The sequence below is a fragment of the Paenibacillus durus genome (assembly GCF_000756615.1).
Taxonomy (GTDB): domain Bacteria; phylum Bacillota; class Bacilli; order Paenibacillales; family Paenibacillaceae; genus Paenibacillus_AQ; species Paenibacillus_AQ durus.
The window spans coordinates 3,738,483-3,750,649 of sequence record NZ_CP009288.1; the positions used below are offsets into that span (position 1 = coordinate 3,738,483).

Genomic DNA, 12,167 nt, shown 5'->3' on the forward strand with positions numbered 1-12,167 from the left:
TTTCTTATATACGGTGAAGCCACTTACTGAGAAACCCTTTAATTCCTTGCAATTCAGCCGAGGCTGATGAACGGTCGGATGACAAATATCGCAGCGTCAGTCTGTGAAGATCCTTCGCAGCGGCACTGTTTGGATAGGCCAATGAGAAAGGAATCTGGCGTTTAACGGCTTGTACTACATGATTGTCGCTGCTAATATAGCCGAGGAACGGGATATCCACCTGCAGAAAACGGCGGGCGGTCAGCCGGATTTTGTCACTCGTTGCAGTCGCTTCCTTTATATTGGATACCTGATTAATAATTAGCTTGAACACGATGCTCGGATGACTAGTGTGAACAACCTTCATCAATGCGTAAGCATCGGTAATCGCCGTCGGCTCAGGAGTCGTAACAACGAGACAATCGTCGGCTGAAGCGATGAAATTCATCGTTTCTTTGGAAAGTCCGGCACCCGTATCAAATAGAATATACTCCATCTCATCGGCGATTGCGGCAATTTGGGATGTGAAGTAGTTTAAATCGCTTTCCGAAAGCGAGAAGAGCTCTTCCAGGCCGGATCCTCCGGCAATAAAAGGCAGGTGGTTAGGGCCCGTCTGAATAATCTGCTCAATGCTGGCTTCTCTGCCAAGTAAATGGTAAAGATTGTATTCCGCCGAGACACCCATCAGAACATCCAGGTTGGCCATGCCGATATCGGCGTCGAAAAGAAGCACCCTTTTTCCCATACTCTTGAGTGTAAGCGCAAAGTTAAGAGTGAAATTCGACTTGCCGACTCCGCCTTTTCCGCTGCATACAGTGATTATTCGTGCGGTGCCTGTTCCTCTATCGCTAAGCTTTCTGTTTTGTCCAGCGACAAGCTGTCTCAACGATTGAGCCTGATCCGTCATTGTTCACCCGTTCCGAGCAGCAAATTGCATACCAGTTCTCCGGATGGTATTAGAAGATCATCAGGTACGGACTGACCATTAGTCATATATGACAGCATGAACGGGTAATCGTTAAGCAGGTTGAACAATGGTCCGTAGCTTCCCGTTTCATCAAGTTTCGTCAGAATGACTTTATCCAGCTTGTATTTGCTAAAATGCTCGGTAATCAGCTTCATATCTCTACTCTTTGACGTCATGCTGAGCACCAGGTATGTCTCGCTCTTCATTGCCGGTGACAGCAGACTCTGCAGTTCGGCAACGAGAAGTTCATTGCGGTAGTTTCTTCCAGCCGTGTCCATTAATACGAGATCACAGCCCTCCAGCCTGGATAAGGCCCGCTGCAAATCACCCGGCGACTGAACAACCTCTAGGGGGACATTCAGAATGGAAGCATAGGTCCGAAGTTGCTCCACCGCAGATATCCGGTATGTATCGGATGTGATCATCCCGACCTTTCGGCCATGCCTGAAGAGCTGATCGGCCGCCAGCTTGGCCAAGGTCGTCGTCTTCCCTACCCCTGTAGGACCAGCGACATACAGGAGCCGAGTATCCGGAGAAATGCCTTCTCCTATTTTATCGGCAAGAAATCCCTCCACCTGTACTCTTAGAGCTTCCTCAAACTTTTCTTCCGGCCACAGTCTTCCGTCCTTATTCCAATTATCCAGCACATCACTGATCCATTCTTCTACCAGTGCGTCGTCCATTTCCTGCTCGATCAACCGCAGGCGGAGCCGTTCCAGCCCTTCCGGAAGTTCTCTCGAGTCGGCGGACTGCCGGGCGATTCGCTCGATCCACTGCTTCATCTCTCTAATCTCATCAAAAACGCTGGTATCAGACGAACGATCCTTTCGGTCTGAAGGAAGCGGAGCCGAAGGAGGCTGCATAACGGGATCAAATACCTCCGGACGGTAACTCGCTGAAGCTTCCATTGGCATTTCCGGCACCGCCTTCTCTTCCAGCACGGCGATGGCTGCTTGCTTCTTAGCGGCACCTTCGAGCGACGCGGCAATCTCGGCAAAGCTCCGTGAAGGCTCCGATCCGCTTGCGGCGACATTTCCCGAAACCGAGGCATAGGCCTCCCGGTAGGCCTTGGGAACACCTGCCCGGGGGACGGACTGAAGCGGCTGCTCCCTCTGTTCGGAAGCTGCTTGCTTCTGTTCATTCTCTACAGCGGCAACCACTTCGATTTTCTTTTTTTTGAACATTCCCATGAAACCACCGGTTCTGATTTCCTTCGTGCTCAGGATGACGGCGTCACTACCAAGCTCGCTGCGAATGGAATGCATGGCGTCCGGCATCGTATCGACAACGTAACGCTTCACTCTCATAGATTCACCACCCCAACGCTTTGAATTTCAATATTGGGTTCTAATTCGCTATACGACAGCACTGGAATATCCTGCATCGTCCGCTCTATGACCTGCCGCAGATACATACGGATGGTAGGTGAAGTCAATACAATAGGCTGCTGACCGGATTGCATTAGACGGTTAATCTGCTCGCTAAGGCGCTGATATACCGTCTGGGTTGATACGGGATCGAGCGCAAGGTAGCTGCCTTGCTCCGATTGCTGAACGCTTTCGGCAATTTTTTTCTCAAGCGTTGGTCCTACCGTAATTACCTTAAGGGTTTCACCGGACTGGGAGAATTGCTGAGTAATCTGCCGCGATAGCGATTGCCTTACATATTCCGTCAGTACATCCGGGTCTTTAGTATAGGTTCCGTAGTCTGCCAGCGTTTCAAAAATAGTAACCAAGTCCCGGATCGATATCTTCTCTCGCAGCAGCTTAGCCAACACTTTCTGCAGATCCCCGACGGTGAGTACGGATGGAATCAATTCATCGACCAGCACAGGATAACTTTCGCGAATATTGTCGACCAGCATTTTCGTTTCCTGCCGCCCGATAAGCTCATGTCCATACCGTTTGATCAATTCGGTAAGATGGGTAGCAACCACGGAAGGCGGATCAACGACCGTATAGCCGGCCAGCTCGGCCCGCTCCTTGACCGATTCATTAATCCACAACGCAGGTAATCCAAATGACGGCTCGATCGTTTCGATCCCGGTAATTGATTCGTCATCATACCCTGGACTCATTGCCAAGTAGTGATTAAGTAGTAATTCACCGCCGCCGACCTGATTTCCTTTAATTTTGATGACATATTCATTCGGTTTTAGTTGAATATTGTCGCGAATTCGGATTACGGGGACAACAAGTCCCATTTCAAGCGCGCACTGCCTCCGAATCATGATGATCCGATCGAGCAAATCCCCGCCCTGCTGGGTATCAGCCAGCGGAATCAGGCCATAGCCGAACTCGAATTCGATCGGATCGACATTCAGCAGGCTGATCACGCTCTCCGGACTGCGCACCTCCTCGATCTGCTTTTCTTCGACGAGCTGCTCTTCTGCGATGGCCTTACGGCTCAAGTTCTGCGTCATCCGGTAGGCCGAATAGGCCATAAGTCCTGCTAACGGCAGGGTTGTTATCGCATGAATAGGTGTAAAAAAACCTAAAAAGGCAACTGTAACTGCAACGATGTACAGAAGCTTCGGATAAGACAGCAACTGCCCTGTCAGATCTTCCGCCAGATTACCATCCGAAGAAGCCCGGGTAACGATCAGGCCGGCTGCGGTAGAAATGAGCAGAGCAGGTATTTGGCTAACCAGACCGTCCCCGATTGTCAGAACGGAGTAGGTCGAGAGCGCATCTTGGAATGGCATCCCATGAACCGCCATCCCGATGATGAAGCCGCCGATCAAATTGATCAACAGGATAATAATGCTGGCTATCGCATCCCCCTTAACGAATTTGCTCGCCCCGTCCATCGCGCCGTAGAAATCCGCTTCGCGCTCGATATTGCGCCGGCGCTCCCGTGCTTGCTGCTCGTTGATCATGCCTGCATTCAAATCGGCATCAATACTCATCTGCTTGCCGGGCATGGCGTCGAGTGTAAATCTTGCCCCTACCTCGGCTACGCGTTCAGAGCCTTTGGTGATAACGATGAACTGAACAACAACCAGAATCAGGAACACGATAAATCCGATCGCAACTTGGCCGCGCGCAATCCAGCCGCCGAACGTCGCCACAACTGAACCGGCTTTACCCTCAGATAAAATCAGCTTGGTTGTCGAGATGTTCAGCGCTAGGCGGAACAAGGTCGTAATCAGCAACAGTGATGGAAAGATGGAGAACTGAAGGGGCTCCTTTGTATTCATCGCCACCAGGATAATCGTCAACGCGATCGAAATGTTAATGACCAGCAGAAGGTCGAGCAGCCCAGAGGGAATTGGCAGAATCATCATAAGCACGATTCCGATTATGCCGATTAGTACCGTTAAATCCCTAGCTTTCAATGTTTCTTACCTCCCTGAAATTATCTGGTTCTGCCCTTCAACTTATATACATAAGCGAGCACTTCGGCTACCGCCTGGAACAGATCGGCAGGGACCGAATCCCCGATTTCCGCCCTTTGGAAGAGCGCCCGTGCAAGCGGCTTGTTTTCCATCGTCATGACGCCATGTTCCTTGGCAATCGACCTAATTCGAAGAGCGACATAATCCTGGCCTTTAGCCACGATCTGAGGCGCCTCCATTTTAGATCCGTCATATTTCAGCGCAACCGCAAAATGGGTCGGGTTCGTAATGATGACATCTGCATTGGGGACTTCTTGCATCATCCGCTGCATCGCCATCCGGCGCTGCCGCTCCTTGATTTTCCCTTTAATCAGCGGATCGCCTTCCATTTTTTTGAATTCATCCTTAATTTCCTGCTTGGACATTCTTAGACTCTTTTCATGCTCGTATCGCTGGTACATATAATCGAGCACAGCCATAATAAGCAGAGCCGCCCCGATTTTGATTCCGAGATTCAGAGTCATCTTTGCAGTAAAACGAAAAACATCTTCCGCACTAACATGCGCCAGGGACGAAAAATCTCCTTTTTGCCCCCATAATGTACTGAAAACCAGATATGCGATTACCAGCAGCTTAAAGATTGATTTGAGCATTTCAACTAGTGACCGCATGGAAAAAATGTTCCTAAAGCCTTTAATCGGATTGATCTTACTGAACTTCGGGGTGACACCCTCTCCGGTAACCATAAAGCCAACCTGTGCTACACTGGAGATCAATGCCAAAATGAAGGTTATGCCCAGCATCGGTCCCAGCAGAATCAGAATTTGTACTCCATATTCGTTCATCAGCTGCAGCACATTTTCTTTAGTGACCTCCATCATGAGACGGTTCATAAAGACGTCTGTATACAGCGCGGTAAACCGTTCCTTCATAAATCCGCCGAACATCATCAGACTTAGCACCCCGGACAATAGTACCATTGCACCTGAAAGTTCAGCGCTTTTGGCAACTTGGCCTTTTTTGCGGGCGTCCTGCCGCTTCCTCGGGGTCGCCTTTTCCGTCTTTTCTCCGCCGAAGAGCTGGAGGTCGAGTTTATATCGATATGCCATGTCTGGGCCCTCCCACTCTTATCTTACGGACTGTTCCCCATTGCACTCAGCAAATTGCGCATGGATTCGAACATGATATTGAACAGGCTTTGAAAAAGTACGGCTAAAGCAGGCATCAGAATAAACAGCAGCACGAGGCCGACAATGATTTTCAGCGGCACGCCGATAACGAACACATTGTATGACGGCGCAGTTCTTGCCAAAAAAGCTAGCCCGACATCCGTCAAAAACAGCGCGGTCACCAGCGGCGCTGACATTTGAAAAGCAAGCATAAACGACTGCGCGAACGAACGGAGAAGAAACTCCGCCAGACTTCCGTCCATCATTTTAAGCAGCAGCTCATTATCCAGAGGAACCCAGTTATAGCTGTTGACAATAGCATCAAGCAAATAATGATGGCCATTCATCCCTAAAAACAACAGCAGGGCAATCATATATTTGAAGTTGCCAAGTATGGGCGAAGACGCCCCGGTCAGCGGGTCGATAACATTCGCTATGCCGAAGCCAATCTGGATGTCAATAAACGAGCCCGCAGTCTGAATGGTCATAAACATCAGATAGCCTATGAACCCGAGCAGCAGCCCGATCAGAGATTCTCTGATGACCAGTAAAATTATACCGAGATCTTCCGGAACCGTAACACCGCTTCCTTTGGCGCTAAACACGACAAGTGATAGAAAGAAGGAAATTCCGATTTTGAAAGACCTTGGTACGTTTCGGGAAGAAAAGACAGGCACGATAACAAAAAAGGCCGTAATTCGACAAAAAATAAGCAAAAAGACTGGAAAGCTGCGTAAAATGGAATCTATCATAGTATTCATCCGATATACAAATGGAGATTACCCAAAATTTGGGTAGTAAAGTCGACAAGCTTTGTTATGATCCACGGGCCGAACAAAAGCAGTGCCAGCAGCACAGCAACGATCTTAGGGACAAAGGCCAGCGTCTGTTCTTGAATCTGAGTCGTCGCTTGAAAAATACTGATAATCAGCCCGACGACCAGACCCAGGATCAGCATAGGCGCGCTAATCTCAAGCACGAGATATACGGCTTGACCCGCAAGACCGATAATAAACTCCGTATTGATACCCTTCGCCTCCTCTTCCCCGTCACGAGCCGTAGCTGAGCAGCAGCGATTTGACTACGAGATACCAACCGTCCACCAGCACAAACAGCATGATTTTAAAGGGCAGCGAGATCATTACGGGCGGCAGCATCATCATCCCCATCGCCATGAGCGTGCTGGCTACCACCATATCGATAATTAAAAAAGGAATAAAAATCATAAAGCCCATTTGAAAGGCCGTTTTCAATTCACTCATCGCAAAGGAAGGCACGAGCACGGTCAGTGGAATATCAGTGTAAGTCGCCGGCTTGTTATTGCCTGTGTAGCCGTTATATTTCATAAACAGCAGCAAATCCTTCTCATGCGTATACTTGAACATGAATTGTTTCATCGGAACGGCGGCCTTGTTCATCGCTTCCGTCTGCGTGATTTGGCCTTTAATGTAAGGCTGCAGCGCCGTCTGATTCACTGTTGACAAAGTTGGTGACATAATGAACAGCGTCAGAAAAAGAGCGAGTCCCACCAGCACCTGGTTCGGCGGCATCTGCTGCGTTCCGAGCGAAGTGCGGATAAATCCCAGCACGATTACGATCCGGGTAAAGCTGGTCATCAGAACCAGAAAAGCCGGAGCCACGCTAAGAACCGTAATCAGCAGCAGGATGGAAATGGAACTGGTGCCGGTTTGACCGCCGTCTCCTCCTACTTGAATGTCAATGTTCGGAATAGGATCGGCGGCATAAATCGGACGCAGAGCCAGAAAACTGATAACACCAATCAGCAGGAAGGCTAACCATATTTTTTTCTTCATAAATCCCCCTGCCTGCCCTTTTGATCTTCGCCGTCAAGCCGTTCCTCCATCTTCTTCTCTCGGTCCGAAGCGGAGCGCAGCTTGGTCTGCAGCATTTCATAGAAAGAAGAAGTCTCGTTCAGATCGATTTCCTGAGACGGAACTTCCCCGCGCAGCCTTTCTCTAACCCTGGTAATCAGCGGAATAAAGAACTTGCTGCCCGGCACAGACTGCTCCTCGAATGCCGATACGATTAACGCTACTTCTTCGGGATCGGTGATTTTATCCACAATCGTTACGTTCTCGCCAACCCCGATCAAATAGAGACTGCGCCCAATTTCTATCACCTGCATCGACTTGTTAGGGCCAAGTCCCACTGCACCTAAGGTGCGCATGGAACGGCCTTTCATCCAAGCTTGGTTGCGCCGCCCCAGAAACCGGATTAGCAGTATTATAATAACGATGATGACCGCCAGCACAAAAATAACATTGAGTAAATTCAGCAGGTTATTGCCTGTACCGAGCGGCTCGGTGTTGAGCGGCATGAATAATCCTACACGCCAAGCGTCTTACTGATGGCTTCGATAACGCGGTCCGCCTGGAATGGCTTAACGATAAAATCTTTTGCTCCAGCTTGGATTGCGTCGATAACCATAGCCTGCTGACCCATGGCGGAACACATAATGACTTTGGCGTTGGCATCCACTTTTTTAATTTCTTTCAGTGCCGCGATTCCGTCCATTTCAGGCATGGTAATATCCATGGTAATCAGGTCGGGACGCAGTTCCTTGAATTTTTCAATCGCCTGGGAACCGTCCTGGGCTTCACCCACCACTTCAAAACCGTTTTTCGATAAAATATCGCGAATCATCATTCTCATAAATGCAGCATCGTCCACGATCAAAATTCGGTTACCCATCTTAAAAATATCCTCCCTAAGTATGCTTATTGTAATTTTTGAACCCGGTCCCATTGGCTTACGATATCCGTTACACGAACCCCAAAGTTTTCATCGATTACCACTACTTCTCCCTTGGCAATCAGCTTGTTGTTCACTAGTATATCAACAGGCTCGCCTGCAAGCTTGTCCAGCTCAATGATCGATCCTTGCGACATTTCAAGAATGTCTTTGATTTGCTTCTGGGTCCTACCTAATTCTACGGTCACTTTTAGGGGTATGTCCATCAATAAGTTCAAATTATTTTCGTCAATATTCCCAAATGTGTTACCGCTGAGATTGGCAAACTGGACCGGCTGTACGTTGACATTCCGGTTCGGCTGGGAAGCTGGGGGCGGGGACTGCGGGTAAGGCATTCCCTGTTGTCCAGGCATTCCCTGAGGGGGCATACCATAAGAAGGCATTCCGTATGGTGGATAATAATGGCCTCCTTCAGGCATTCCCGGATATTGTCCTGGTGGTACCTGTTGTGCCGCCGGCTGCTGAGCAGCCGATGCGGGCTGGGGCTGAGATGTTTCCGGTTTGGCAGGGGCCGGTGCTTCAACAGCGGCAGCAGGCGCTTCAGTCGATTCCGAGGAGTCTCCAACCAGCATCATCACCATATCCTTAGCAAAAGAAACGGGCAGAAGCTGCATAAGGGTCGAGTCGATCAGTTCACCAATTTTGAGACGGAACGAGATACGAATCAGTGTCTCGTCTTCAGGCAGGTTAGCCACTCCCTCGCCGCTAGACATGTTAAGGATATCGATACCTGGCGGCGAAATGTTAACGAACCGGTTGAAAATGGTCGACATCGATGTGGCGGAGGAGCCCATCATTTGATTCATGGCCTCCTGCACAGCACTGACATGTATCTCGTTCAGTTCTTCTTCATTAGGTTCTCCGGTACCACCCAGCATCAGATCGGCAATAACCTGGGCATCACGGATTTTGATCACGAGCGAGTTAATGCCCTGAAAGCCATCTACATACTCTACATGCACTGCAACGTGAGGTTTAGGGAAAACTTCCTCAAACTCACTGCGCGTAATAATGGAGACTTGCGGGGTCGTGATGTCCACTTTTTTACCGAGCAGGGTCGAAAGCGCTGTTGCGGCGCTGCCGAACGTAATATTACCAATCTCTCCTAAGGCATCCTGCTCAAACGGGGTCAGATAATCATCCACCGTCTTCTCTGAAGATGCGCTTCCCGGGCTTTCCGCCGATTGTCTTAAAAGTGCGTCGATTTCTTCCTGGGATAAATAATCTTTACTCGTCAAGTCCTTCAACTCCTTCGCTGACAATCTCATCAATTTGCACGGCTACCCGGTCTTTGAGCATTCCCGGACTTCCAATAAACTTCAGCTTGTCGCCCACTTTGATCGATAGTCCGGTATCAACGGTCCTATTAAGTGAGATTACATCTCCTACATTAAGGCCGAGGAACTCGGCTATCGAAATTCTGGATTCCCCCAGTTCGGCGACTATTGGAAGCTGAGCCTTGTTGACGCTGGCTCTAATCGCCTCCACTTCCTGCTCATCCCTAGCCTTTTTCTCAGATACAAACCATTGATGCACGGACAATCTGGACATGATTGGCTCCAGTACAACGTGCGGGATACATAGATTGATCATGCCCGTTGTATCCCCGATCTTGGTGCTGAGTGAAATGAGCGCAATTGTTTCATTAGGGGATACGATCTGCATAAACTGCGGATTTGTCTCCAGCGCTTCCATAACCGGCTCAATATCCAGCACCGTCTTCCAGGCCTCCTGCAAGCTCTCAAAGCATCTGCTGAATATACGCTCCATTATAGTTGTTTCAATTTCAGTCAGAGCGTTGATTTTGGAAGGAGCCGTCCCGATCCCTCCAAGAAGCCGATCAAGCATGGCGAAGGCAATATTCGGGTGCACTTCCATTACCATTCTACCTTCCAAGGGCTCAGCTTCAAAAATATTCAATATAGTCATCTTGGGTATGGAACGGATGAATTCATCATAAGGCAACTGCTCCACCTGAACGACATTGATCTGTACAAAAGTTCGTAACTGTGCCGAGAAATAAGTCGTCAGATATCGGGCGAAGTTATCATGAATCCGGGTCAGGCTTCGGATATGATCCTTCGAGAAACGTACAGCCCGTTTAAAATCATATGAGCGTATTTTGCGCTGGGTTTCCTCTTTTTTTAGTTCGTCGGCGTCCATCTCACCGGATGATAAAGCGGCAAGCAGGGCATCAATCTCGTTTTGCGAAAGTACATCAACCATTCAATCACCCCCCATAAGATAACTTTGAAATGCTGCCGTTTATATAGTAGTTACAACAAAAGCGGTCATCTCCACCTGGGTCAGCTTTCCATCTGTCAACGTATTGTTGATTATATTAACAAGCTTGCTGCAAAGCTGATCCTTGCCGGCCGCCCCATTCAGTTCCTGCGGTTTAGCGTCGGCCAGTGCTTTAATAATAAGCGGTTTGATCTTGATTTCCTTGATTTTTTCGAACTCTTCCTTACTTGATTCGGAATTCAATTGGAAGGCGAAGTTTATAGAAACGATGTAATCGGGATCAGCAAGATTGGTTTTTATTTCGTTAATTTCCGAAGTCATGGCCACGATTTCATCTGCAGTCAAGTTCTTTGTCTCCACACTGCTTACTGAGTCGTTAACCGCGTTGCCGCTGCTATCGGAAAACCATTTGTTCATTAGTAAAAAAGCGGCCAGCACGATTAAAGTAATCGCCAATAAAATCGTGATGAGCCAAGGCAGCATCTTTTTCATGAAAGCTCCTCCAGTGTTTGGACTTTAATGGTGGCTGAGTAGGCGCCGATTTCCTTATTGTAATCACGGATTTTCGCAATAACTTCGTCGGCTTTTTCAAGAACGATCAGCCTCTTGCCCGTTACAAGCGTGATGTAAGTATCTGGGCTTTCTTCCACCATTTCCACCAGCAGGGCATTCAGCCACATTGGCGATCCGTTTAAACGTGTTACCGAGATCATAAGAGGCCTCCTAACAATAAATTGGGAGAGGATCGCCTCCCCCAGATTGTAACCAATACGATGAGCTATAAACAAGCAATATATAGCTATTATTCTGCAAGCCCAGCATCCGAAAAATACTAAACCAGAGAATTGCCAGGATGACCTGAAATTATCGTTTCAGATTAACGACTTCCTGAAGCACTTCATCCGATGTTGTAATAATCCGGGAATTCGCCTGGAACCCGCGCTGAGCGACGATCATTTCTGTAAATTCATTCGTCAGATCGACATTGGACATTTCCAATTGTCCCGCAACAATTGCTCCGGTGCCTGCTTCGCCATTGTTGGCGGTTGTAGGCTCCAGAGCGCCTTCTGCGTTGGCATTCAAAGTCATTCGATACAGATTGCCCCCAATTTTCTCAAGGCCCTGAGGGTTGCTGACTTTAGCGACGCCGATTTGGACGCCCGGTTGGGTTGTACCGTCGGCCATTGTCTGTACAATGGTTCCGTCATTGGAAATCGAGAAGGCCGTGACGTCCTCTCCAATGACTATCGGCGCTCCGCCTGAATCCAGCACATGAAGGCCGTCAGAAGTAACCAGGTTACGGCTGGCATCAACATGAAAGTCACCGGCCCGGGTCAGAAAAGGAGTCGCTTCCTCGCCAGTCAAATTAACAAGGAAAAAACCATCTCCGTCGATACGCAGATCGGTCGGATTATTGGTTGTTTGGGCGCTGCCTGCCAGATGCATCGTGTCAATGGAACCGATGCTGACGCCAAGTCCGATTTGCTTGGCGTTGACACCGCCCTGTCCGTCATCGTTTGGCGCGGTAACGCCCGAAATCGTCTGGCTCATGATATCTTTGAACATGACACGTCCCGATTTGAAACCGATCGTATTCACATTCGCGATGTTGTTTCCGATAACATCCAGCTTGGTTTGGAAACCGCGCATGCCTGAAACACCAGAGTACATTGATCTTAACATTATTATACCCTCCCAG

The 12,167-nt window shown here is 48.9% G+C and carries 14 protein-coding genes; all 14 read right to left on the reverse strand.

The features are described from left to right. Positions 1 to 4: 4 nt before the first annotated feature. Entirely contained in the window at positions 5 to 886 is an 882-nt protein-coding gene (locus tag PDUR_RS15855; RefSeq protein WP_042207124.1) for a MinD/ParA family protein, read from the reverse strand. Beyond that, entirely contained in the window at positions 883 to 2,253 is a 1,371-nt protein-coding gene (gene flhF / locus PDUR_RS15860; RefSeq protein ID WP_042207125.1) for a flagellar biosynthesis GTPase FlhF, read from the reverse strand. The genes PDUR_RS15855 and flhF overlap by 4 nt, the downstream gene beginning before the upstream one ends. Next, positions 2,250 to 4,283: a flagellar biosynthesis protein FlhA gene (flhA, locus tag PDUR_RS15865; RefSeq protein WP_042207126.1), complete on the reverse strand. Its 2,034-nt coding sequence runs from the start codon at positions 4,281 to 4,283 to the stop codon at positions 2,250 to 2,252. Before flhA ends, flhF begins: the two co-directional genes overlap by 4 nt. Before the next feature lie 20 nt (positions 4,284 to 4,303). Beyond that, positions 4,304 to 5,392: a flagellar biosynthesis protein FlhB gene (gene flhB, locus PDUR_RS15870; RefSeq protein WP_042207127.1), complete on the reverse strand. Its 1,089-nt coding sequence runs from the start codon at positions 5,390 to 5,392 to the stop codon at positions 4,304 to 4,306. Positions 5,393 to 5,415: 23 nt separating this feature from the next. After that, entirely contained in the window at positions 5,416 to 6,204 is a 789-nt protein-coding gene (fliR, locus tag PDUR_RS15875; protein WP_042207128.1) for a flagellar biosynthetic protein FliR, read from the reverse strand. A gap of 5 nt (positions 6,205 to 6,209) precedes the next feature. Continuing rightward, positions 6,210 to 6,479 (reverse strand): flagellar biosynthesis protein FliQ, encoded by a 270-nt coding sequence (gene fliQ, locus PDUR_RS15880; protein WP_042207129.1) that lies wholly within the window; start codon positions 6,477 to 6,479, stop codon positions 6,210 to 6,212. A 22-nt stretch (positions 6,480 to 6,501) separates the two neighbouring features. Next, a complete protein-coding gene (fliP, locus tag PDUR_RS15885) occupies positions 6,502 to 7,266 on the reverse strand; it encodes a flagellar type III secretion system pore protein FliP (protein WP_042207131.1) in 765 nt (254 codons plus the stop codon). After that, entirely contained in the window at positions 7,263 to 7,790 is a 528-nt protein-coding gene (locus tag PDUR_RS15890) for a flagellar biosynthetic protein FliO (RefSeq protein WP_052410247.1), read from the reverse strand. Before PDUR_RS15890 ends, fliP begins: the two co-directional genes overlap by 4 nt. Positions 7,791 to 7,798: 8 nt before the next feature. Next, positions 7,799 to 8,164 carry a response regulator gene (locus PDUR_RS15895; RefSeq protein ID WP_042207132.1) on the reverse strand — a complete coding sequence of 122 codons (366 nt, stop codon included), beginning with the start codon at positions 8,162 to 8,164 and terminating at the stop codon, positions 7,799 to 7,801. 26 nt (positions 8,165 to 8,190) lie between these two features. Then, positions 8,191 to 9,462, reverse strand: a complete 1,272-nt coding sequence (gene fliY / locus PDUR_RS15900) for a flagellar motor switch phosphatase FliY (protein WP_042207134.1) — start codon at positions 9,460 to 9,462, stop codon at positions 8,191 to 8,193. Beyond that, positions 9,452 to 10,450: a flagellar motor switch protein FliM gene (gene fliM / locus PDUR_RS15905; protein ID WP_042207135.1), complete on the reverse strand. Its 999-nt coding sequence runs from the start codon at positions 10,448 to 10,450 to the stop codon at positions 9,452 to 9,454. Before fliM ends, fliY begins: the two co-directional genes overlap by 11 nt. A gap of 39 nt (positions 10,451 to 10,489) precedes the next feature. Further along, on the reverse strand, positions 10,490 to 10,960 hold the full coding sequence (locus PDUR_RS15910) for a flagellar basal body-associated FliL family protein (RefSeq protein WP_042207136.1): 471 nt from the start codon (positions 10,958 to 10,960) through the stop codon (positions 10,490 to 10,492). Further along, positions 10,957 to 11,181 carry a flagellar FlbD family protein gene (locus tag PDUR_RS15915; RefSeq protein ID WP_025697967.1) on the reverse strand — a complete coding sequence of 75 codons (225 nt, stop codon included), beginning with the start codon at positions 11,179 to 11,181 and terminating at the stop codon, positions 10,957 to 10,959. The genes PDUR_RS15910 and PDUR_RS15915 overlap by 4 nt, the downstream gene beginning before the upstream one ends. 151 nt (positions 11,182 to 11,332) lie before the next feature. Beyond that, the gene (flgG, locus tag PDUR_RS15920) at positions 11,333 to 12,151 is read right to left on the reverse strand and encodes a flagellar basal body rod protein FlgG (RefSeq protein WP_042207137.1); all 819 of its coding nucleotides are present in this window, start codon (positions 12,149 to 12,151) and stop codon (positions 11,333 to 11,335) included. Positions 12,152 to 12,167: the final 16 nt, after the last annotated feature.

What these genes read in the sequence shown, in the direction of transcription:
- fliM (WP_042207135.1), bottom strand. Translation starts at nt 10,450, where the DNA reads ATGGTTGATGTACTTTCGCAAAACGAGATTGATGCCCTGCTTGCCGCT.
- fliR (WP_042207128.1), bottom strand. Translation starts at nt 6,204, where the DNA reads ATGATAGATTCCATTTTACGCAGCTTTCCAGTCTTTTTGCTTATTTTT.
- PDUR_RS15890 (WP_052410247.1), bottom strand. Translation starts at nt 7,790, where the DNA reads ATGCCGCTCAACACCGAGCCGCTCGGTACAGGCAATAACCTGCTGAAT.
- PDUR_RS15915 (WP_025697967.1), bottom strand. Translation starts at nt 11,181, where the DNA reads ATGATCTCGGTAACACGTTTAAACGGATCGCCAATGTGGCTGAATGCC.
- flgG (WP_042207137.1), bottom strand. Translation starts at nt 12,151, where the DNA reads ATGTTAAGATCAATGTACTCTGGTGTTTCAGGCATGCGCGGTTTCCAA.
- flhF (WP_042207125.1), bottom strand. Translation starts at nt 2,253, where the DNA reads ATGAGAGTGAAGCGTTACGTTGTCGATACGATGCCGGACGCCATGCAT.
- PDUR_RS15910 (WP_042207136.1), bottom strand. Translation starts at nt 10,960, where the DNA reads ATGAAAAAGATGCTGCCTTGGCTCATCACGATTTTATTGGCGATTACT.
- PDUR_RS15895 (WP_042207132.1), bottom strand. Translation starts at nt 8,164, where the DNA reads ATGGGTAACCGAATTTTGATCGTGGACGATGCTGCATTTATGAGAATG.
- fliP (WP_042207131.1), bottom strand. Translation starts at nt 7,266, where the DNA reads ATGAAGAAAAAAATATGGTTAGCCTTCCTGCTGATTGGTGTTATCAGT.
- PDUR_RS15855 (WP_042207124.1), bottom strand. Translation starts at nt 886, where the DNA reads ATGACGGATCAGGCTCAATCGTTGAGACAGCTTGTCGCTGGACAAAAC.
- flhB (WP_042207127.1), bottom strand. Translation starts at nt 5,392, where the DNA reads ATGGCATATCGATATAAACTCGACCTCCAGCTCTTCGGCGGAGAAAAG.